Source organism: Fibrobacter succinogenes (assembly GCF_902779965.1).
GTDB lineage: Bacteria > Fibrobacterota > Fibrobacteria > Fibrobacterales > Fibrobacteraceae > Fibrobacter > Fibrobacter succinogenes_F.
The window spans coordinates 169,002-191,440 of the sequence record NZ_CACZDK010000002.1; the positions used below are offsets into that span (position 1 = coordinate 169,002).

General features: G+C 41.6%; 22 protein-coding genes. 5 read left to right on the top strand and 17 right to left on the bottom strand.

Annotated elements, in window-relative coordinates; genetic code table 11:
- The first annotated feature begins 29 nt into the window (after window positions 1-29).
- Together HUF13_RS01605 and HUF13_RS01610 are read left to right on the top strand one after the other, a co-directional pair.
- Complete coding sequence (locus tag HUF13_RS01605; RefSeq protein WP_173473500.1) at window positions 30-1,178, top strand: glycosyltransferase; 1,149 nt, start codon at window positions 30-32, stop codon at window positions 1,176-1,178.
- Window positions 1,179-2,045: a glycosyltransferase family 2 protein gene (locus HUF13_RS01610; protein WP_173473501.1), complete on the top strand. Its 867-nt coding sequence runs from the start codon at window positions 1,179-1,181 to the stop codon at window positions 2,043-2,045. It abuts the gene before it with no gap.
- Here the strand turns inward: HUF13_RS01610 and HUF13_RS01615 are convergent.
- The 10 genes from HUF13_RS01615 to HUF13_RS01660 form a co-directional block, all read right to left on the bottom strand.
- Window positions 2,022-2,972 carry a glycosyltransferase family 2 protein gene (locus HUF13_RS01615; protein ID WP_173473502.1) on the bottom strand — a complete coding sequence of 317 codons (951 nt, stop codon included), beginning with the start codon at window positions 2,970-2,972 and terminating at the stop codon, window positions 2,022-2,024. The genes HUF13_RS01610 and HUF13_RS01615 overlap by 24 nt on opposite strands.
- Window positions 2,973-2,974: 2 nt before the next feature.
- Window positions 2,975-4,117: a glycosyltransferase gene (locus HUF13_RS01620; protein ID WP_173473503.1), complete on the bottom strand. Its 1,143-nt coding sequence runs from the start codon at window positions 4,115-4,117 to the stop codon at window positions 2,975-2,977.
- A 2-nt stretch (window positions 4,118-4,119) separates the two neighbouring features.
- Complete coding sequence (locus HUF13_RS01625) at window positions 4,120-5,136, bottom strand: glycosyltransferase (RefSeq protein WP_173473504.1); 1,017 nt, start codon at window positions 5,134-5,136, stop codon at window positions 4,120-4,122.
- 84 nt (window positions 5,137-5,220) lie between these two features.
- Window positions 5,221-6,192, bottom strand: a complete 972-nt coding sequence (locus tag HUF13_RS01630) for a glycosyltransferase family 2 protein (RefSeq protein ID WP_173473505.1) — start codon at window positions 6,190-6,192, stop codon at window positions 5,221-5,223.
- Window positions 6,193-6,198: 6 nt separating this feature from the next.
- The gene (locus HUF13_RS01635) at window positions 6,199-7,437 is read right to left on the bottom strand and encodes a type II toxin-antitoxin system HipA family toxin (RefSeq protein WP_173473506.1); all 1,239 of its coding nucleotides are present in this window, start codon (window positions 7,435-7,437) and stop codon (window positions 6,199-6,201) included.
- A complete protein-coding gene (locus HUF13_RS17530; RefSeq protein WP_173473507.1) occupies window positions 7,434-7,655 on the bottom strand; it encodes a helix-turn-helix transcriptional regulator in 222 nt (73 codons plus the stop codon). The genes HUF13_RS01635 and HUF13_RS17530 overlap by 4 nt, the downstream gene beginning before the upstream one ends.
- A 149-nt stretch (window positions 7,656-7,804) precedes the next feature.
- Window positions 7,805-8,740, bottom strand: coding sequence for a polysaccharide pyruvyl transferase family protein (locus tag HUF13_RS01645; protein WP_369697069.1), 936 nt, complete (start codon window positions 8,738-8,740; stop codon window positions 7,805-7,807).
- A 5-nt stretch (window positions 8,741-8,745) separates the two neighbouring features.
- A complete protein-coding gene (locus HUF13_RS01650) occupies window positions 8,746-9,843 on the bottom strand; it encodes a radical SAM protein (protein ID WP_173473509.1) in 1,098 nt (365 codons plus the stop codon).
- Between the two features lie 3 nt (window positions 9,844-9,846).
- Complete coding sequence (locus tag HUF13_RS01655) at window positions 9,847-11,160, bottom strand: polysaccharide ABC transporter ATP-binding protein (RefSeq protein WP_173473510.1); 1,314 nt, start codon at window positions 11,158-11,160, stop codon at window positions 9,847-9,849.
- Window positions 11,161-11,303: 143 nt separating this feature from the next.
- Window positions 11,304-12,485: an acyltransferase family protein gene (locus HUF13_RS01660; protein WP_173473511.1), complete on the bottom strand. Its 1,182-nt coding sequence runs from the start codon at window positions 12,483-12,485 to the stop codon at window positions 11,304-11,306.
- Here HUF13_RS01660 and HUF13_RS01665 point away from each other — a divergent pair.
- Window positions 12,484-13,476, top strand: a complete 993-nt coding sequence (locus tag HUF13_RS01665) for a virulence RhuM family protein (RefSeq protein WP_173473512.1) — start codon at window positions 12,484-12,486, stop codon at window positions 13,474-13,476. The two genes, HUF13_RS01660 and HUF13_RS01665, sit on opposite strands and share 2 nt — an antisense overlap.
- A 14-nt stretch (window positions 13,477-13,490) precedes the next feature.
- On the opposite strand, the gene HUF13_RS01670 is transcribed toward HUF13_RS01665, so the two are convergent.
- Window positions 13,491-14,342: an ABC transporter permease gene (locus HUF13_RS01670; RefSeq protein WP_173473513.1), complete on the bottom strand. Its 852-nt coding sequence runs from the start codon at window positions 14,340-14,342 to the stop codon at window positions 13,491-13,493.
- 301 nt (window positions 14,343-14,643) lie between these two features.
- On the opposite strand from HUF13_RS01670, the gene HUF13_RS01675 reads away from it, so the two are divergent.
- Both HUF13_RS01675 and HUF13_RS01680 read left to right on the top strand, forming a co-directional pair.
- Window positions 14,644-14,967, top strand: coding sequence for a type II toxin-antitoxin system RelE/ParE family toxin (locus tag HUF13_RS01675; RefSeq protein WP_173473514.1), 324 nt, complete (start codon window positions 14,644-14,646; stop codon window positions 14,965-14,967).
- 8 nt (window positions 14,968-14,975) lie between these two features.
- Entirely contained in the window at window positions 14,976-15,971 is a 996-nt protein-coding gene (locus HUF13_RS01680) for an ImmA/IrrE family metallo-endopeptidase (RefSeq protein ID WP_173473515.1), read from the top strand.
- A gap of 72 nt (window positions 15,972-16,043) precedes the next feature.
- On the opposite strand, the gene HUF13_RS01685 is transcribed toward HUF13_RS01680, so the two are convergent.
- The 6 genes from HUF13_RS01685 to HUF13_RS01710 all read right to left on the bottom strand — a co-directional run bounded on the left by HUF13_RS01685 (window position 16,044) and on the right by HUF13_RS01710 (window position 22,164).
- The gene (locus HUF13_RS01685) at window positions 16,044-16,964 is read right to left on the bottom strand and encodes a glycosyltransferase family 2 protein (protein WP_173473516.1); all 921 of its coding nucleotides are present in this window, start codon (window positions 16,962-16,964) and stop codon (window positions 16,044-16,046) included.
- A complete protein-coding gene (locus HUF13_RS01690) occupies window positions 16,964-18,091 on the bottom strand; it encodes a Gfo/Idh/MocA family protein (RefSeq protein ID WP_173473517.1) in 1,128 nt (375 codons plus the stop codon). Before HUF13_RS01690 ends, HUF13_RS01685 begins: the two co-directional genes overlap by 1 nt.
- 108 nt (window positions 18,092-18,199) lie before the next feature.
- Window positions 18,200-19,477 (bottom strand): acetyl-CoA carboxylase biotin carboxylase subunit family protein, encoded by a 1,278-nt coding sequence (locus tag HUF13_RS01695; protein ID WP_304038696.1) that lies wholly within the window; start codon window positions 19,475-19,477, stop codon window positions 18,200-18,202.
- A complete protein-coding gene (locus HUF13_RS01700; RefSeq protein WP_173473518.1) occupies window positions 19,390-20,457 on the bottom strand; it encodes a hypothetical protein in 1,068 nt (355 codons plus the stop codon). Before HUF13_RS01700 ends, HUF13_RS01695 begins: the two co-directional genes overlap by 88 nt.
- Window positions 20,458-20,535: 78 nt before the next feature.
- A complete protein-coding gene (rffA, locus tag HUF13_RS01705; protein WP_173473519.1) occupies window positions 20,536-21,669 on the bottom strand; it encodes a dTDP-4-amino-4,6-dideoxygalactose transaminase in 1,134 nt (377 codons plus the stop codon).
- A gap of 9 nt (window positions 21,670-21,678) precedes the next feature.
- On the bottom strand, window positions 21,679-22,164 hold the full coding sequence (locus HUF13_RS01710) for a type II secretion system protein (RefSeq protein ID WP_173473520.1): 486 nt from the start codon (window positions 22,162-22,164) through the stop codon (window positions 21,679-21,681).
- Between the last annotated feature and the right edge of the window lie 275 nt (window positions 22,165-22,439).

The window sequence follows — 22,439 nt, forward strand, 5'->3', positions numbered from 1 at the left end:
TGACTCAAAGTGAAAAATCTGAAATTTTTATGCTTAATTCTCAAAATATTCGCGTTTGTCAGGTGCTGCACGGAATTGTGGGTGGCGGTTCTGAACAAGTTGTTTTGAACTACTGTTCGCGAATGCGCGACATTCATTTTGATTTGCTGTACCAGTACGAACCGAATCCGCAAATTTTGGAACGTTTCAACGAGGCTGGAATCAATTGCATTCAGATTCCAGACAAGGTGCATCATCCGCTAAAGCATCTATGGATGATGTATAAACTTTTTAAGCGTGGGCATTACGACGTTATTCATTGCCATTTAGATTGGTTTTTGAACAGCTATGTGTGCTTTATTGCAATGCTTGCCGGCGTGAAAAAACGCATTGCCCACCATCACCAGGCATATAGTGTAAGGTCCTTGAGTCAAGCCGAAGGGCCTAGAATAAGGTTGGTGAGCCTGCCGAACCACCTTATAAAGAAACTTCTTTGTTTTTTATTGCGTGTCCCTTGCAAACTTTTCGCGACGCATTGGCTAGCCTGTGGCGAGGCTGCTGCAATTAACGGATGGGGTAAAAATGCCGTAAAGAAAGGTAAGGTAACGATTCTCCCAAATGCGATTGACCCGGAACGATTTAAGTTTAGTGAATGCGCACGCCGTGAGATCCGCAAACAGTACGGAATAAAGGATGATGATTTTGTAATTGGACATGTGGGGCGATTCTATCCGCAAAAGAATCACAATTTTTTGATAGATGTATTTAGTGAGGTCCATAAGCAGAAACCGAATGCAAAATTGTTGCTACTCGGTGACGGACCTTTGCAAGATAATATTCGACAGAAAGTAGGATCTTTAGGTCTTGCAGAAGCTGTTGTATTTGCTGGACTCCAGAAAGATCCTGCTCCGTTCTATAGTGCTATGGATGTATTTGTTTTTCCGTCGTTATGGGAAGGGTTGCCGCTTACGCTCGTGGAAGCTCAATATTCGGGACTGCCGTGCGTGGTAAGTGAAAATGTGACGAAGGAAGTTTTTGTAACCAATTTTTATGACCAATTGAATTGTTTTAAATCGAAAATATGGAAGTCTTCTATAGTCTGTTTTGACTCTGTTAATAGATGCTGCGAAATTCAATCTTCTAAATATGATATAAATGTTCGTTATTGTGAACTGAAAAAAATATATGGGAAAAACTAAATGCAGTCTTTGAAGATTTCTTGCATTATACTGAATTACAATGATGCACTCACAACAATAAATTTGTTGGAGTGTATAAAAGATTATAGTATTTTAGATTTTATTGTTGTTGTTGACAATTGCTCTACAGATGATTCTTGGGAAAAGTTGTTAAGGTATAAGAACGAAAAAATTCACGTAATTAAGGCCCCTCAAAATGGAGGGTATGGAGCGGGAAATAATGTAGGTTTGCGTTATTCATCTGAAATCTTGAATGTGGACTATTCGATTATTGCCAATCCTGATGTTTTATTTAGCGAAGAGTGTATCCGCAAATTCCTTCAATCTTTTCTAGAGGATTTAACTGTTGCTGTTGTTTCTGCTAAACAGTCGAATTCTCCTGATTGCGCATGGAAAAATTGCAGTACAATGCAATATATACTGGCGACGAGTTTATTTTTTGAAGTATGGTTAAAGATTCGTTCTTATCCAAAGAGCTTTTTTGAAGGACAAAATTCAGTTTTTGTGTTTGCTGTTCCCGGCTCGTTATTGATGGTAGATTTGAAAAAAATGCTTAAATATGGCATGTATGACGAAGAATTTTTTCTCTATTATGAAGAACCTGTTTTGGCGCAAAAATTTGATAATGCCGGATTGAAAACGGTGTTGCGATTAGATTGTTCCTATGTGCATAATCATCATGTTAGTATCTCAAAAACATATCGTCGCTGGTCGCAACAACATGCGGTGCTTTTAAAAAGTGCAGAACTGTTTTTAAGAAAATATAAAAAGGCGAGTGCTTTGCAGATGGCGTTCGCTAAGTTGTGGTTTGCATATACAAAATTTGAATTCCTGTTATACGATTTATTGCATAATTCCAAACATTAAAATGCAGAAGACTCTATAAAAAAATAGTTTCCATTTTCGTCTAGGACAAAGTGTTATAGATTCGTAATTTTTTATGTAGAAAAATGCAGTAGCAAATTTATGTTGGTTTTTGGAAAGATTTGAAAAGAACTTAATTGCTTTTTGAACGATTTCTTTTTTTTGTATGTCGTTTGTGGTTGGAAGAATTGCTTGTAGCATGGCTAAATTGTGAGCGTAGATCGTTTTGCGATATTTAGCGGAATGCTTTATGGTTTGTAGTGCATGAAAAAAATTGAATTTTTGATATCCAGTTATGTTTTGTGAATGACAGCGATATTGGAGAATTGTTTCAGGAATGTATTTACAACCACCTCGAATGCAAGCGTTTAATGCAATCCAATGATCATGAAATTTTATGCCTTGAGGAAAGGGTAATATGTATTGTAAAAGATTGTTTGAAAATAGGCTTGCTGTACCTTGGATTAAATTATGGTAGCATTCTCTTTGGAATAGCATGTTGTCTGAATATGGTTTTATATAGATATCCATTGATTGAGATAATGTTTTGTTTAAGGAAATTAGCTTTTCATCAACTAGTTCTGCATTAGCTCCAATGCAGTCGTTTTTGTCAATATTGCTGATTAGTGTTTCTAAATGGTTTTTGTTCCATATGTCATCTTGATCACAGCAAGCGATGTAATCCCCTTTGCAAAACGATAATATTTTTTCGAAGTTTTTTAAAAAACCTATATTTATTTCGTTTTGATATAAAGAAATACGAGAGTCTTTCTCTAAATAAGATTTGATGATATCTATGGTTGAATCGGTGGAATGATCATCACAAATGATTAATTCAAAATTTGTATATGATTGTAATAAAATCGAGTCGAGCTGCTCGCGAATATATTTTTCACCGTTGTATGTTGCTAGTGCAATTGAAATGAGCATGGTTAATGTATTGTTAGATTATATTCTTTTATAATGTTGTAAAAATTTTTACCGATGTCATATTTGTTAATGGCATCAAGTTGCGCTTGATTTCCCATTTCTGCCATTTTTTCCCTGTTTTGATAGCAAAAAACAATTTGATTGGCAAGAGATTGTGGGGCATTATCTTCGTATAGCAATCCTGTTTTTTGATTGCTGATTTGTTCTTGAATTGTTGTGTTTCCGTTTCCTATAATACATAGGCCTGCAAACATATATTCTATTGTGACTCGAGAAAAACCTTCTGTGTGGGAGGGATGAATTCCGATATCGTAATTAGGAAGGATTTTAGATATGTCGTTGTGAAATCCTTTAAAATGAATGGGCAATGTAATGGAAAAATCTTTGATGATTTTCTGCAAATCATTTTTAAAATCACCTACGAAAGAACCATAAAAATCGACAGAAATGTTTTTTGAAATATCATTGGGAAGAAGAGCCAACGCTTTTAATAAAAAATCCTGTCCTTTTAATGGTGCTAAATTTCCTACACAAACTAATTTTAGTATTCCTTCATTTGGATTTTTTTGTTCTAGTTTAATTGGTTTATGTACTCCGTCATAGATCGTTTTTACATTTGCATATGTATTATTTTTTTTGATAAAAGTTTCTAGTTGCTTAGAAACGGTAATTATTGATGTTGAATTATTAATTATGTATTGAGGTAATTTGTATATAATTGGTTTCCAATAATGTTTGAATACTAGAAATTCACGAATTTGCCAAATGTGAGGAATTTTAAGTTTCTTGTGTAAATAGGCTCCAAAGTCAATGGATGACGAATTAGAATGAATTAGTGAAATTTTTTCAAAATGGATGTGTTTTTTTAATTTATGATATGAAAAATAATTTAGAAACGGTCGACAACAGAATGCAATGAGCCATCCTAGCCATCCCATGCCAAAACTGCATGTTCTTGCATAATGTACATAATAGTTTTTTACATTTAATGTGTTGCAGGCGTCATTAAGATTATTGTGAAATTGTGTTATAACTATAGGTTCAAAGTCCGTTTTGCTTTTGAGTAATTTTATTAACTCAAAAGCGCATTTTCCTGAACCGGAACTTAAATCAGCTTCAATGATATAAAGAAAAAAAAGTTTCATAGTTATGCTCCAAATAATCTTTTAAGTCCATGAATATATATCCAAAATGTAATTTTGTGTTGCAAAAGCATAGTTTCTAATTTAAATAATAATGAACATCCTTTTGTATCGACATTTATTATTAATGATTGAAATCTTTGGGATTTTGCGTCTCGTGTTAATTCTTTCATGCGCAAAAAGAGATCTTTTTTATTTTGTGGATTCATGTAATCTCTATCCCAAGATTGGTAAAAGAGAGTTAGTACTTCTCTACCGATAAAAGAATTAAATTTTCCCTCTGAAAGATTTGCTAGTTCTTCTACATAATTAAGTCCGGTTGGCAGGTAGTTTGGTCGGAATCGCTGTGTCGCGGATTCTTCGTTGATTATGTATTTGTAGAAAATTAAGCTAATATACGAAATTTTATTTGTTGAAGATATTGCTTTGTAGTTGAAAACTCTATCTTGTCCAATGGTACATTTGTCGCTAAAAAAAATATTGTTTTTTAATATAAAATCTCGACTAAAAAATTTTGCCCAAGGGGCACCCGAAAAGGCTGGATTTTGAATATGTATGCATTGTTTTAAATAGTAGTCACGATCTTTTGTGGATATTATGCTTGTATCTTTGCTCATCAATTTTTTTTCAGCTTTTTCTCCAATACACCAATCGAATAAAATGATATCGCTATTAAATAGTTGAACTTTTTGGTAGCTTGTTTCAAGAGTGTTTTTTGAATATAATAAATCATCAGCATCAACGAATGTTATGTATTCTCCTTTTGCCTGTTTTATACCGAAATTTCGAGTGGCCGAAACACCTAGATGAGGTTGAATAAATATTTTAAAACGGTCATCTTTTTCTTTATATGTGTTGCTTATAGAAAAAAGGTCTTTGTTTTCTCCGTCAAAAACGAGAATGAATTCAGCATCTTGCAAAGTTTGATTATAGAGAGAGTCTAGGCACTCTTTGAAATAGTTCAAGGGTGTTTTGTAAACAGGAACAATGACTGATATTTGCGGTGAAGAATGTGTTGCCAAATTTTATTCCCTCTTACAAATGAAATGTTCTTATGGTTAAAAGTAGTTGACTTGTTTATAGTGTTGAAATTATTATTAAGGTTTTTATGGGATTTTTTCTAGAATAAACCATAAAATGAATCCTGATCCGTGTCCTTTTAAAATATTAAAGAATCTCCAGTGAAAAAAAACAGATAATGCTAAAAAAGGATGCTTGTTTTGTTTTGCGCATTTAATGACGCTTGTCCAGACCTTTTTAAATTGTTTTTTTTGTTGATTTGTTATGTGAGAATAAATATTGTTGAGCTGCCGTAGATTCTTAAGAAATTGTTTTTTGAAGAAGAGAGAATCTATTCTGTTGAATATTTCTGTTAGTATAATACTCCATGATTCATTTCTTTTCTCATTAGAAGATGCTGTCATAATTGAACCTGGATTGAGATGCCTTATGTATGTATCTTGGTTTATGCATACGATGTATTTTACTTTTTGAATTACAAGAAACATCCATAGTTCATCTTCGTGAATTATCCCTTTTTTGAAGAAAAGGTTGTTTTTTAATAAGAATTTTTTGGATATGAGTTTGTTGCAGGCGTTTACAGGAAGGCGATTTTCTTGGCTAAAAAAATGAGCTCGAATATCTTTGTTGTTTTCAAATATGCGAGTAGAGTTAAAGAGTTGTTCGCTATATAAGGCCTCGTTTTGTGGACAATACATTTTCCCAATAATTGTTTCTGCTTTTGGGTGTTCCTTCAGAGAGGTAACCATTGTTTCTATGGTGTCTGAAGGAAGTTCGTCATCTGAATCTAGATAATAAAGATATTCTCCGGTAGCCTTTAGTGTTCCGACATTTCTTGCGTCTGACAGTCCGCCATTTTCTTTATGGAGGACTACGATACGTTTATCTTTGATTGCATATTCGTCGCAAATTTGCGGGCAAGCGTCGGGCGATCCATCGTCAACTAGAATAATCTCCAAATTGGTATAAGTCTGACTAACGATGCTGTCTAGGCACCTCCGTAAATACGGTTCAACTTTGTAGATGGGAACTATGATGGAAATAAGTGGATTTGGCATAGTTATTTAGTGCAAGTTCCTTTTGGTAATGTTTTGTTCGATAATCTCGATTGTTCTGCTGTGATTACTCAAGGATATATCCGTTTTAATAATTTCGAAAGCCTTGCAAACCTTGTCAAATAGTTCAAAATATATGTTGTTGACTGTTTTTGCTTTTAAACCAAGTTGTTCTGCAAGAATGCTTAAATCGTCCTTGTTTACTTTTTTGATTTCACTATGTTTACCGATTTTCATAGAAAGCTTATTTGTTAAATTAGGATAAGCTAATGTACATACGGTGTCATATAAAGGCGTGAGCTTTATGGAATTATTCTTGTACATTATGGAATAATTTTTTCCGTGTGCATCGCAGTTCCCGATAATCAAATTAAATAGAACGTATTGCAAGAAGGATTGCATTTCCAAAAGTGGAATGCTTGTTTTTGCTTTGAGCAAGTTGTATATGTCGGCAATGCTGGGACCGCCGTCATTTTGATATTTATAATCGCTTAGAATGCCAAGTGCCTGACATGTATCTTCTTGATGGATTCGGGATACTTTACCATCTTGAAAAAATCGGTCGTAACGTTCAACTAATAGAAATTCAGTGCCGTCTATTTGTCTAAATTCTGCATGCGGAACAGGTAAATTAGAATTTTCTGCCAGTTTCATACAGATATATTCATTTGCGGAAAGCGAGGACAGCTCTCCATTGCCGGTCGGCTTAATGATGTGTGTGGATGGGGCCCCCTTCCGTGGAAGGTAGAAATTGTCATCTTTGTATAGAAGGGGTAGCTTTTCCTGGGCGCCGGCGAGTGAAAGACGAAGTTCTTCTTTGACCTTGAGAAGAGGACGGGTGTTTGTGTTCTGTATATAATCTGATATTTTTTGAAGCGGAATTTGCTCGTAGTTATCCGAATTGAATTTGTAGATGTTTTTTGTCTTGTTCGGTTCGCCTTCGGGTAATATTGAAATCATCCCGGCACATTCGCCTCCGAGTTCGTTTAGCAACTTGAGCGTACTAGTTTCGGAAATGTGGAGATAGCCAGAAATTCTCCTTTTAACATCGCCTTCGGGCAGTAGCCCCTCAAAAAATGGCAGACATTGTTTTTGCGAATACTCGGCAGGACTTAAAGGGAGCGAAAGGGATATCTGAGGCAATTCTGCTTCAAGGTATGAAGCGTCGTAAGAAAAGACGATTCCTTTCTCAGCTGTGGAGGAAAGATACCCTGCTAAAGATTCGCCAAAGTAAACAGAGAGTCTCATTTGTCAGACCCATTTTCGTTGATGTGAAGCTTTAGCCCGAGCGTTTGCAAAACTTGTAGAACTTTACCTAGATGCAAAGATTGTTTACCGTTTTCTAGCTCAGAAAAAAAACGGATTCCAACCCCACAAAATGCAGCACAGTTTGCTTGTGTTAAATTAAGGCTTTTGCGCCTTTTTTTTATTAAGGATGAAATATCCCCAGTTTTAAATATTTCCATATCCTAAATATAATATTCCCGAACGGGAAAATCAACGGACGGATTTCAGTAAATGACAAAAATATTCCCGAACGGGAATATGCGGTTGGCTAGGTTGGTAAAAAAAACATTAGATATTTTTAGAAATATACAAAAACTAGTGTTTGTTCCTAGAACTTCAAGTAGACATTGTCTATATCATATAACCATGTTTCATATAGTTTTCGTATTTTCCCGTAGTTGTTGTCTAAAAAGACTGTTTCTTTGCCCATCATCATGGCTAGTATGCCGGCATGCATTCTTGTTGCGTATACTTTTGAAAAAGGGGCTAGAAAGTTGACGCCTTGCTTGATTATGTATGTGCTGTATATATGCTTTATGAATGCGTCGTATAGCCTGTAAAGCTTATGGACGGAAAGATTCTGTTTGAATTTTTCAATTTTGCCAAACACATTGAATGTAGGCCAATCCGAAAAGGTAATGTCTTTTTCATTTAAAAGATTGTCTATTAGAGCGCTTGGCTTATGTTCTTTGTCTTCTCGTTTCACTAGCAGGGTTTTGCGTGGATTGTTGCCATGAGGGGGGCTTGGGAATTTGATATTCATGTAGAAAGCCATGTCCGGAACTAGGTAAGAATCGCAATTAAAAAATTTTTGTGCGATGTCAAAGGATTCCTTGTCTCTTACACATAGGGTGATTTTTTTGTGCTTGTTGATAAGATCGGCTATTTCAACAAGTTTGCTTTCATCATCGAAGTGTATTGTTTGTGGCATAAATAGAATGGGATTTTTTGGATAGTTCTTCATCACAAACTTCCAAAAATTTGGAGCCGTAGGCCATATATCCCCGAAACTGCCGGAACCTCTCATTATAAGTAAATCGTCTTTGGGAATTGCTGGGTGTCGGTTTTCAAATGACCACATTGTTGTGTATTCTTTGCACCTTGCGCTCTTTATTGTTGAAAGGAAATCAAATTCCCCCTTCATAATCAATGTGTCGCCGACATTTTGGTGGTCGCACATCATTAAGTACCGATAATCATGTGTGATTAGTGGCGTGAGTCGGTCTTGAATAATCGACCTCAGTTGTAGTATCTTGTCTTGCATGGCGATTATTTTTTTATGTGTAGCTTTTGCAAGACTCTTATGGCGAGTTCTTTGACCTTAGATGTTTTTACATAGACTCGTTTATGGATATTTGACCACTCTTTATTGTTGTCAATGAGTTTTTCATCAAAAAAGGCTTTTAGCTCAGGCTGCAGCCAATGACCGCCGCCTTCTTTTACACGATCTCTTATTTGCCCGTAGCAAACTTCATAGGTGTGCGGAATTAGGCCCTGGGTCATTAAAGCATGCCCATTATAACAATGGGCGATAGGGCATTTCCCTACGGGAATTTCTGGAAATGGCGCATCAGGATTTTCAAAAACGTTGCCTAATGATGGCTTACAATAGCATGCCGTAGCCTCTCCTGTTGCAAGATTGATGTAGGCAGACCATGCTCCGGCATAACAAAAGTTGTTTTGTTTTTTCCCGAATATAGATGTTTTAAACTCCCAAAATTCCGAGCCGAATTGACTCCAAGTCTTATTGTATTCGTCTAGAGGTAATTTTGTTAAACGCTCTATTTGATTAGTATTGTCATTTCTTGCTATTGTCAAGTGGGGAAGGGCGCCAAAATGTTTTATTGAAAATTCCTTTACTTCCTCGATATAAGGGATTAATTCATCAGAAGGGGTTATTTCTATATTCGCTGAGGCTCCTGCATTCCAAATTTTATTGACATTCTCCGCAAATTTATCTAATAAATTTTTCTTTTTTAATTCTAGATAATGGAATGAGCATTTGAATTCTAGATGTTTCAATAAGTCCTTGTCCCATGACAAGAATTCATCTAGGGCCTTTGATACAGATAGATTTGTTACAACTTCTACAAAATGCCCTTCTTTACATAGTGCCTTTACGTATTTTGCTAGATTGTTTGTTAGAAGAGTTTCACCTGCTGCGCACATGTTGATAAAACAAGGGCCTCCCAACCGTTCTGGTCTTAATGCGTAAGCGACTTGCTCTGGTGTATAGTCTATTTGGGGTTGAATGCCTTGAAAATGAACCGCTCGTTGTGCAATATAGCAGTAATGGCAGCGAAAATTACATATAGATAACGGTATATGTATAAGTAAAACTTTTTTCTTTTTTTGATTCATTTCCATAGGTTACTTAACAATAGAGGTTTCTATACATTCTTGATTATGTACTATCACGCCCCAGGTCCTATCCCATGCGCTGTATTCCATTTTATTTTCAATATCTATGAATTTCACTTCGAATGATAGTAGATTCATTGCTACATCATAATTGATGTTGGCTTCTGCAAAATTTTTTCTTCCCACAGCGATATTTATGGTGTATTTTCCTTTGGGGAGCCCGTGCTCGGTTATCTTTATTTTGACTTTAAATACATCGGTATCTTGTGGTATTTCTGTCAATTTGCTTACTATATTGAGAACTTTCAAATCAGAAATATCTGTTATTACGACTGAATACTGGCATTCTTTTAAGCGCGATGTATTGCGTTTAATTAAAAGCTCTAATTCTAGGGGCTCATTTGTTGCTATGGCTGATGGATCTTTATTCAATATTGAAATTTCTTTCATTTCAATATCTTGTTTCACGCCCACGAATTGTTGAGTTCTGTTCTTTTGACCAATCAGTATGTGTGATTCGTGGTTGTCAAAACTTGATCCCATATAATGATCAATAGCATCGTTGGCTGTTCCTGTATATGCTATTTTGCCTTGGTTTAAAACTAACCCAGTTTTACATAGGTTTCTTACTGCGCCCATGTTATGGCTTACGAACAGCACTGTTCGGCCTTCGCCGCGGCTTACGTCTTGCATCTTGCCGATGGCCTTCTTTTGAAATTCGGCATCGCCCACGGCGAGCACTTCATCGACGACGAGAATTTCAGGCTCTAGGTGCGCTGCGATGGCGAATCCGAGACGGACTGTCATGCCGCTGCTGTAGCGCTTTACGGGGGTGTCGAGGTAACGTTCGCATCCGCTAAAGTCAACGATTTCGTCTAGCTTGCGGGTGATTTCGGCGCGGGTCATGCCCATGATGGCGCCGTTCATGTAGATGTTTTCGCGGCCGGTCATTTCGGGATGGAATCCGGTGCCCACTTCGAGGAGGCTTGCGATGCGGCCCCTTGCGCAGATAGTGCCGGTGGTGGGGGCGGTCACGCGGCTCAGTAGCTTGAGGAGTGTGCTCTTGCCGGCGCCGTTCCTACCGATAATTCCCACGACGTCGCCCTGTTCCACTTTAAAATTGATGTCCTTCAGGGCCCACACGTATTCGCTGGAGCCTTTGTGTGCTCGATCGTTCGTTTCGCCTACTTTGAGATAGGGGTCCTCGCGGTGCAATATTTTTGTTTGCCAAAACCGATTCAGGTCGTGACTGAGCGTCCCAGTGCTCACTAGTCCCAGGCGGTATTGCTTGCTGATGTTTTCGAATTCGATCGCTGTTGACATATCAAAAAAATAATATAGATAAAAAATACATGAATAGCGCCGAATAAAACTCGCTAAAATGCTAAATTAAACATCAGAAAGACGTCTTATTTAGTACATTTTATTGTAGCTTTTATAATGATTCCGCAGAACTAAAGACTTTGTCAATTCCTACATTTTTTTATTTGAAATACATATTCGCGAACAGGACGAATTTTAAGAAGCAGAAGTGTCAAAAGGAAAACAAAGCTCATTCGAGCAAAAATAGATAGAAGAGTTAGATTGTCTAACGGAATATTTAGGTGAGGGACGATAGTTTTCCATAGGGCTGCAGAATGTTCTACGGAATGAACACAATAAATAATTAGACTATAACGTCCCCAAAAATGAATGCTTCGCCATAAAAAAGAATTTCTATTGTAACATTGCTTGACTAGTATGTACAAAGTGACAAAAGCGCCTAAAGCCCCAATCAGGTCAAAGATATATCCTGAACTAAAGAGACAACAGTACATATCTACACCACCGGCACTCCAGTTGTAAGCCCAAATTATTAGTAAAAAAGGGAATGTCTGAATTAAATAGCTACTTTCAAGAAACTTGTATTTTTTTATCAGATACCCTACGAATAAGAAGCCCGCTGCGCACATTCCCTGCGGAATACAAAAAGGGACAAATACTTTCTTGTTCAGGAAAATCCCAATTAGGGCGAGCAAAAAAAAGATAATGCTCAAGATGTAATCCGATTTGACACTTTTGACTAAAACGGATGTAATAATCCTGGCCCAAAACATTGCCAAAATAAACCAAAGAAGCCCAACATGTGCGTCAATCCAATTGGGAATGTATTGGGCTCTGAAGCCTAATAGGCTGGCAAGTGCTATACTTTTTAAACGAGTTGGGTTAATACATGTTGTTGCGACACAAAGCCAAAATGCCGTAAAAATGTATGGAACAAGGAGTCTCTTTGTGCTTAAAAAGAGTTCCTTTCGTAACGGACGTTCTTTTAGAAAATACCCCGCAACAAAAAAGAATAGTGGCATATGAAACGAGTAAATAAACGTACGAAACGGGCTGAAATCGCAATGCCCGATAATCATTAAAATAATGGCGATTCCCTTTAGAACGTCGAAAGTTTCGTCGCGTTTTTCGTCTTGTGGTGTATATGATGTTGTGGTGCTTGGGGGCATAGGGCTTGACGGTACTGCTTGCTTATGTTTTCGAATTCGATCGCGGTCATCTTGTTGAGTAATATAGATTAAAAGGGGTTGCCGGGAGATTGATTCAGGAAAAATGTTAAGAAAGAGGTTGACAAAAAGACTGGAGTGGTGTACATTTGTGTACATGCGCGAGATTTTGCTTTATAAAACCGATAATGCTGAGGTGAAGGTTGAAATCCTTCTGCAAAACGAGAATCTTTGGCTGACTCAGGCGAAAATGGCGGAGCTGTTTGATGTGCAAAAAGCCGCCATTTCAAAGCACCTGAAGAACATTTTTGCCGAGGGCGAACTCCAAGAAAATTCAGTTGTTTCCAAAATGGAAACAACTGCCGCCGATGGCAAAAACTATAATACCAATATCTACAACCTCGATGCCATTATCGCGGTAGGGTATCGCATCAACTCAAAGAAAGCGACGATGTTCCGTATTTGGGCCACGCAGGTTCTCAAGGAATATATTATCAAGGGGTTCGCCATGAACGACGAACGCCTCAAAAATCCCGTAAATTTCTTCGGCAAGGATTACTTCGAGGAACAGCTCGAGCGTATTCGCGAAATCCGTGCTAGCGAGCGGCGTTTCTACCAGAAGATTACGGATATCTATGCCCGGTGCAGCGCAGACTACAGCCTGGATAGCCCAATTACTAAGGATTTTTTCGCGACGGTCCAGAACAAGTTGCATTATGCAGTCACGCATCAGACTGCGGCAGAAATCATTTATTCAAGGGCCGATAGTAAAAAACTCAATATGGGGCTTACGACTTGGAAAAACGCCTCCGATGGGGATATCCGTAAGCCGGATGTTTCTGTTGCCAAAAATTACCTTTCCCATGAAGAAATTAGGAATCTGAACGAAATTGTTACAATGTACCTGGATTATGCGGAACGTCAGGCGAAGCGTGGACAGGTGATGTACATGAAGGACTGGGTTGAAAAACTGAACGCATTCCTCCAGTTCAACGAAGAGGATGTTTTACAGGACAAGGGCAAAGTTACCCACGAAATCGCAACGGCGTTTGCCGAGGGCGAATATGATAAGTTCCGAGTGATTCGCGATGCGACTTATAAGAGCGACTTTGACAAGCTCATGGAAGCTACCGCGAAATATAATGCGTAAAATTGTGTTGCTCTTTACACCGTGTCCATGAAGGTTCGTTGTATCTTGTTGAAAATGATAATTCCGAGCGCTAGGATAAATACTGCGAAACCAGCGGTGTAGCCGAGTGCGGCCCAGCTGAATTCTCCGACGCCGAGCATTCCGAATTTGAAGGTCTCAATAATGCTTGTGAGCGGATTTGCCTGCATGAGCGTTTTGAGGCGTGGGTCTTCGATGGTGCTGAGCGGGTAAATCACGGGTGTTGCGTACATCCAGAGTTGAACGATAAAGCTGAGCAAAAAGGTGAGGTCGCGATACTTTGTTGTAAGGCTGCTGAACAGTACTCCGAATCCGAGGGCTAGTGCGGCTATTAGCGCGATGAGTACGGGGGTGAGCAGTAGGTAAATATTGGGGTGAATCGGCGCTTCGGTAAAGATAAGGTAATAAGCGAAGACGATAAAGAATAATCCCATCTGGATGCTGAGTCGGACGAGGTTGCTCGTGACTGTTGCGAGCGGCACGACGAGGCGCGGAAAATACACTTTGCCGAACATGTTCGCGTTTTCGATGAATGTCTTGCTTGTTTGATTCAGACATTCCGAAAAGTATGTCCAAAGGCAGATGCCGGCGAGGTAAAAGAGCGGTTGCGGGAGCCCGTCGGTGCTGATTTTGGCGATTCCGCCGAACACGACCATGAACATGATGGTGGTCATGATTGGCTGGATAAAGAACCACAGCGGTCCGAGAATGGTTTGCTTGTACCAGGTTACGATATCGCGCTTTACAAACATGCGGTAAAGATCGCGGTACTGCCAAAGCTCTCTGAAGTCAATCGAGAGCAGGCTGGTCTTGGGCTTGATGATGGTTGTCCATTCGCTTGACTGCATGGTGCTTCCTGTATAGTCGATTCTTCGAATTCTTGAATTAAATGTAATATTCTTGAACGGGTAGGGGGTATGAATTTACGCTGTTTTTATGTTTTATAAGGTTGATATTCCCGAACGGGAATATCCGCTTGTTTTACGGCTGGTAATAATTGAAATATTCCCGAACGGGAATGTAATGATGCGAGGGCTTTTTGTCAAGCCTCCGTTTGTCGGAATGGAACTTGTTGATTTTACAATGCACCTATTGCTACTATTAAAATTTTGATTTATATTATAGGTATATTGAAATTTTGAGGCAGAGATGGATATTCTTTTTGAAGATAAGGACTTGCTGAAATGCGCTACTGATAGGGCGTATGCACTCAAAAGGCTTGGACAGCGTCGTGCACAACGTTATGTTGACCGCTTGGCTCAAATTAGTGAAGCTGCCAATTTTGAAGCCCTGCGGAGATTGCCTGGACATTATCACGATTTGGTTGGCGATCGCGCGGGGCAGTGGGCTTGCGATTTGGATCAACCGTATAGGTTGATTTTCAAGAGTACAAATGAGAGGCCGGTTGCGCAAATTGTGTGGGCTAATGAACGCATTGCAAAAATGCTTGAAATTGTAAATTATCATGGATAGGCCGAAATATGAACGAAAAAAAGATTGAATTGTGGCATGTTCCTTCACCTGGAATGGAATTGGCTGAAAAGCTTGAAGAAATGGGCCTCGATGCCAACGATCTCGCGGCACGCATGGGTTATACGCCCAAGGCGGTGAACGATATTTTGCAGGCTAATTGCCGTATAACGCCGGATTCGGCTATTGCGTTGGAAATGGTTACGGAAATACCTGCTATTTACTGGTTGCGTCGCCAAATGTCGTATGATGAATTTATTTCGCGCGAACGTATCAAGGCTTCGCTTTCGGATCAATCACTTTGGAAAAAGTCTTTCCCTTCGGAAGTTGTCGTACGCGAATGGGTGCTGTATGACAAGGGTGACGAAAAATCCTTGATACCTCTCCTCAAATTTTTTGCGGTGGCTTCTCCGCAGGCTTGGGACCGCTATTACAAAGATGCCCGTCTTAAGGTGGCGTTCCGTATTTCTCTTGCCGAGGTTAAAGATCCGTATGCGGCATCTGCGTGGATTCGTCGTGGCGAAATTCTTGCGGATCGTGACCCGATGGAAAAACAGGAGCAGATTCCTGTTCGCAAGCGCTTGAAGGCGGCGCTCCCTGAAATTATCGCATTCGCAGCTGCCAACAAGGCTTTGCCGAAGCGAGCCAAGAAAATTACTTACACGACTCCTGAGGCCGATGTTGTTGACGATTGCATGACGGGCTTGCAGGAACTTTGCCGCAAAATTGGGATACGCGTTTTGTTCGTGCAAAATTTCAAGTGCGCACCGATTCACGGGATGTATCGTTGGTACAAGGATGTTCCGCTAATCCAGTTGCATGACCGTTTTGAAAAACGTGCGACGATGTGGTTTACTTTCTTCCATGAGTTGGCGCATGTGCTGTATCACGGCAAAAAAGGAATTTGTTTACAGAATATCGAAATTACGCACAATCATCCTGAAAAAGAAGATGAGGCGAACTGCTTCGCGCAAAAGTGCATGCTCGAAGCGGGTTTCGAGGTGTAGAATGTAGTCTTGGAAATTCGCAGTTTATGAATGCTGCGAATCTTGACGATGGCGTTTCTGATAAAGTTGTCCTTAAAACGTTCTTTCCCTTACAACGTATTGAGGCGATTGATTGATGCTGATGTAGATTCGACCGACGTATTCGCCGATGAGGCCGAGCAAAAGCATAATCATGCCGCCGATAAAGAGTATAGTGGCGAGCATACTCGTGTATCCAATCGGAACTGCAGGGAACATCAGTTTTTTGTAAATGACAAAGAGGCCTGCGGCAAAGCCGATAGCAGCGCAGATTAAACCGATGAAGGTTGCTGCGCGGAGTGGCTTTACAGAGAATGCGGTAAAACCATTAATCCAGAGCCCGAGAAGCCCTGCGATGGTGTAGCCGGATTCCCCTTCGAGGCGTCGGCGATGATGGACTTCGACGTTGCCGAGATTTTTGGTAGCGCGGAATACAAGGCCGCTGATGTAGGCAAACGGGTGGGGGTAGCGCACGATTTCATCGACGATGAACTTGCGCATGATGAAAAAGCTTGTGGTGCGCAGCGTTTTGGGTTGTCCGATGATGGCTTCGGCCATTTTCTTGTTGACCCATGTTCCGAAGCGGCGGAATAGGTGTTGTGCGGCGTGCTTGTAGTAACCGTACACAACGTCGTAACCTTCTTCTAGCTTGTCTACAAGTTTGAAGGATTCGCTGGCGGGTGTTTGGCCGTCGTCGTCGAGGCTGATGATGTAATCGCCTGTAGTTTGGGCGTAGCCTGCCATGAGGGCTGAATGTTGCCCGAAGTTTTTGGCGAGGCTGATTCCCTTGATGTGTGGGTCTGCGGCGGCGAGGCTTTCGATGACGTTCCAGACGTTGTCCGGACTGCAATCGTTTACGAGGACGATTTCGTAGTCGGTTTCTGGACGCGTTGCTATGGTTTCGCGAATTTCATTTACCACCGTTTCGATGGTGTTTTGGCTGCGGTAGCAGGGGATGACGAATGATAGTTTCATTATAAATCTTCCCACTTGTTGCTTTTTGCAGAACGTGTTGCGGCTTGCATCATGGCGAGCCCTTCGAGGGATGTCTTGATGCCGCAAACATATTGACTGTTAAAGGAACCTGTTGCAAAGTATTGTGCAAGGCAATCGGCGATATCTTCGTAATAGTTGGCGAACGCTTCGATGAATCCTGCGGGGTGGCCAGCCTTGAATCGGTTGTAACGTGGCTGGTTTGCTATTTTCACGCCTCCGGTGCGGTCGCGTAAACTTACGTTCCCATACCGGTCGCATGTTTTGAGCGTTTCGGGTTCCAGCTGAAACCACTCGGCGCTGCCTTTGCTTCCATAGACGCGGATGCGGAGCCCGTTGCGGTTTCCGAGTGCTGTTTTGCTGAACCAGATTTGAGCACGCATATTGTTTGTGTATTGAACGAGTGCCCCTACGTTATCGACAATTTGCGAAAATAGCCCGAATGTAGCTTGGTCTGCGACGATACGCTTTGGGCGTTCGCCTGTCAAAAAGTAAATCATGTTGTGCAAGTGGCTGCCGAGGTCCAGGGAAATTTTGGGAATCACGGTGTCCTTGAGTCGCCAGCTTTGCGGCTTGGGCGGTTCGCCCGATGCTCCCAGGCGCATAAAACCTTCTTGTGGCATTTCGACTTGCACTTGCTGGATTGTACCGAGCTTGCCTTCGGCGATGTACTGTTTGAGTTCGCGGACCATCGGGTAGCCGGTGTAGTTATACGTGGTGCAGAAGAAACCTTTGGTTTCATCGACTTTTTGGGCTATGTCTTTGCCTTCTTCAAAGCTTGTGGCAAGCGACTTTTCGCAAATGACGGGGAAGCCCGCATCGAGTGCTTCGATGACAATGTCTTTGTGTAAATCTGTTGGTGCGAGTACGATTACGGCATCGAGCTTGCCTTGTTCGGCTTTGAGCAGTTCATGGTAGTTGCTGTAGGTGCGCTCTGGCGATACTCCCCAGGTTTTGGCTGTTTTCTGGTTTGTTTCTTCGTGAGTGCTGAATGCGCCTGCGACAAGTTCAAAATGGCCGTCCATTTGGCATGCTGCTTTGTGGACTTCGCCAATGGCAGAATTGACTCCGCCTCCGATAAATGCGATTTGGTAAGGTTCCTTCTTCATATTTTCCAATATAGGATATTAGATGGCGGATTGGGTCCACCATGACGAATTTTTTTTTCGTCATTCCGGACGCCTGTCCTCGCTTGCCGGGGATGACTCGGAATCTGACTATTCTGTGATTATTTGCGCAAGCTGTGGCATGCGAGCTGTTTTGTCCTGCATTTCGGCGAGCGTGTCGAATTTGAAAAATACAATGCCTGCTTTGTAGATCAATTTGTCTGAGACTACTTCTCCTGGCTTGTACCACAAGAATTTTTCGACGATGTTCCCTTGAATCTCGGGGGCGAAGGTGACATCGCGGACTACACTGCTATTTTCGATGTTGTTCCCGGCCATGACGCAGTGGCGTAACCAAAAACCTTGGGTAGGGACGTCTGTAATGCTGGATATGTCTTCTCCAGTTTCTGCCATGACGATGAATTTCGGATAGTCGATGCCGGTCGCGTATTTGACGAACTTGATGTAGAGATCGCCGGGCGAGCGGCGGCAGATTTCGATGATAATCGGTGTGCCATCGGCTCGTTCGATGTACTGGATGTGCAAAATGCCATCGACCAGGTTGAGCTCGTGGGCTATGCGCTCGCTGTAGTCACGCAGTTTCGCGAGGGTTGCGCTGCCAGAAGTACTGGGAGTGTTTGCTCCGCTGACCAGGTATTTGTTGATAAAGTATTGTTCGTTGTCGGCGAAAGCGAAGGCAACCTTACCCTTTACGAGCATGGCCGAAAATCCGTGATTTGAGCCTTCGACAAATTCTTCGACCACGACGTGGTCTTGCCGTGTGCGGCTGCAAGCGTCTTTGTAGGCGGTGCGTGCTTCTTCGATGGTCGCTGCGCGGTGGATGCCTTTGCCCCCTGTGAGATCGACTGGCTTTACTATGATGGGGTAGGTGAGTTGCGCAATGGCGGTTTCGAAGTCTGCGCAAACCTTGCTTGCAATTTCATCTTGATCTGCTGCAAAATTCGTGCCTGCGACTTTAACTGTAATCGCCTTCGGTGTTGGAATGCCAAGGCGTGTGGCCAATGCGCGGTACTTGTCCTTGTGGTGGATTTCGAGGCTTGTCGCGTAGGAATCGTGTCCTGGGAGTCCGAGTTTTTCGCAGATGTACACTGTCGAAAGCAAGGCGAAATCATTGCAGCCGGAACAAACCGCTTGCACGCCCTCGGCCCGCGCGAGTTCGAGCATCGCTTCTTTGTCGCTAAAATCCGCAAACACCGTCTTGTCGGCGTAAGGGTGGCCCAAGCCATCGCGGTTGTTGCCTGTGGTAATCACATACCAGCCGAGTTCTTGCGCGGCTTTAATTAGCGGGATTTCGGCATGGCTGCCACCGAGAAGGAGAAGTTTATTTTGGGTCTTAGAATTTTGATGGCGCATGTGCAATTGGGACATGGTGGTTTGATAATAGATAAGGTTATTTGGTCTTTATTAGATATATAATTTGGAAAGTCTTTTTCAATGCGTGCAAGAATTTTTCTTTCACAACAAGAATATTCCCGTTTTAAGTTGGCCGTTGGCAATTGATGGAGTGCATTTGATAGAATGAGGGGCTTTTCTCGTATGGTTTGTCTTGACGTGTCAAACCAACTTTTCATTGCGTCGGTCGCAATACAACGGCTGTATTTGCTTGCGTAGGATTGGAACGCTAAAGCCTTTTCAAATACATTGCCTTTTATAGCGGTGTTCGAAGTGGATTTGTAGTCGAAGCCGCTTAATGCGTAGTAATATTTTTTATGTACGTGCGTATGAGTCGCGACAGCAATGCACTTTTTTGTCAGGTATGTTTGCACGTCTTGTTGCAACGGCTCTATATTCATTAAATCATTGATGAATTTTTTAAGTTTTTCTCTTAGGTGTTGGTTTCGCTCAATGCGCTGGAAAATAAAATCACGTTCTTGGAATGCTAAATATTCGTTGACTCTTCGGATACACCGGTATATATATTTAGGGTCTCTTCTTTTTACGGTTGGATAAATGTCGTAAGCTGCAATATTGTAAGGAACGTATTCTGTTTCAAAAGGATAAGTTTCAATTATTCCAAAAAAATCTAAATATAGTTCCTTTATTATTTCGATAAAGGAATTGGTCTGTTCTCCAAGGCATTCAAGGCTAGGTGTATTTTCGCTTTTTAAATGGTGATAGCCTTGTTTTGCAAGTTGTCCCAATAAGTCCCATGCTACAAATGCGTATGAATAACGAATAAAGTATAATTGTTCTATGGGAAAATGGATGTCGGAGGTTTCAGTTTCGATTTGGTTGTTTAAAAATTGAAATTGTGTCGCGAGAAAACAAGCATCGAATGATTCTTCACAATTGTTGATGGAAAATCTCCGTTTGATGAATGTGTTAATGTTGCTGTTTTCTTCTATCATGTTATTTCCCCAATGGCATAAACGGCTTTATGAAACAAAGCCGGTGTAATGCCTTTGTTCTGATAACAGAATAAATTCTTATTTCCCAAAAAATTCCTTCACCTTGCTACACACAAATTCTAGATCTTCGGGCTTTAGACCGTAGAACATGGGAAGGCGTAAAAGTCTATTGCTTTCGTTGGTGGTGTAAACGTCTTCGCCATGGAATCGCCCGAATCGCTTGCCTGCTGGGGCACTGTGCAGCGGCACGTAGTGGAATACCGCAAGGATCCCGTTTTTCACTAGGTGGGCGATGAGTGCGGTACGCGTCTTGAGGTCGGCAACCTTCAGGTAGAACATGTGGGCGTTATGTACGCATTCTGCCGGTATATACGGGAGTTGCAAATCACCGGCGGATTCGAGATCCGCAAGCCTTTCGCGGTAGGCGTTCCAGCTAGCCATGCGGTTGTCGTAAATTTTTTGCGCGTTCTCCAGTTCGGCGTAGAGGTACGCGGCATTCAGTTCGCTGGGTAAGTAGCTGGAGCCGAGTTCTACCCACGTGTACTTGTCGACTTCGCCACGGTGGAATTGCACGCGGTTCGTGCCTTTTTCACGGATGATTTCGGCATGGTCGGCGTACTTCTTGTCGGCAATGAGGATGGCTCCACCTTCGCCCATGCTGTAGTTCTTTGTTTCGTGGAAACTGTAGCAACCAAAGTCCCCGAGTGCTCCGAGAGAACGCCCTTTGTAGGTGGACATCATTCCTTGTGCTGCATCTTCGATGACGAAAAGCCCATGCCGCTTGGCAATCGCGTTGATGGTATCCATCTCGCAGGCGACTCCGGCATAATGTACGGGAACGATGGCGCGTGTCTTTTCGGTGATGGCGTCTTCAATCAACTTTTCGTCGATGTTCATTGTGTCGGGGCGGATGTCCACGAACACGCACTTGGCTCCGCGCATGGCAAATGCGTCTGCGGTGGAGACGAATGTGAACGATGGCATGATGACTTCATCGCCGGGCTGAATCCCGCACAAAAGCGCGGACATTTCGAGAGCATGTGTACAACTAGTCGTGAGGAGCGCACGGGCGACTCCCGTTTGTTTTTCCAGCCAGGCATGGCATTTCTGGTTGAATTGCCCATCGCCGCAAATGCGACCGCTTTGCACAGCCTGCTTCACGTAATCGATTTCTGGCCCGACAAACGGTGGCTGATTAAAAGGAATTTTCATTGTTTTATGTTATTCCCCGGGGCTTGTAATAGGTGTTGTAGTGTTGCTTAATTTGCTGAAGTTTGGGAGCAAGGCGGTGATGCAATTTGTTTCATCGTCCGTGGACGCCCAGTATTTCATGTCGTGCGGCGGGTTCAATTTATAGTTGACAAACCACTTTTTGCCTTTCGCGCAATCGCCCAAGGTGACAATGGGCGAGGCGGTCCAGTTGTGTGTTGTCTGATCGGCATCGTACTCGAAATTCTGAGTGCTCGCTTTGCCGGTGGAGTTCCCTGCAGGGGATTTATAACCGATGTTGAACCAGTTTCCGCCTTGGGTGTGGTCGTGGATGTAGACTTCTTGCAGTTTGATGTAAGTCCCTGCGGCCACGGTGATTTCGGTTGCTTTGGATTTGGCCATAAAACCAAACAACTTTGGAACGGCGACTGCTGCGATGACGCCCATGATTACGATGGTAACCATCAACTCGATAAGGGAAAAACCTTGCTTTTTCATAAAGATTCCTTGTTAGGTATCTTCTTAAAAATATGATAATTTGAGGCGGATATCGAAAAAAGAGTATTAAATATTTGTTATTTCAATGGGATAAAAAAATAGCGCAACCCTTAAGGTAACGCTATTAGTGGGGCCTCCCGGACTTGAACCGGGAACCAACGGGTTATGAGTCCGACGCTCTGCCCTGTCCCGCGTAGATACTGGGTTTTCGATTAACGTCTCACAAAAAGCTCACAATTTAAAACCCTGTTTTTGCCTTAAAAAGCCCACTTTTT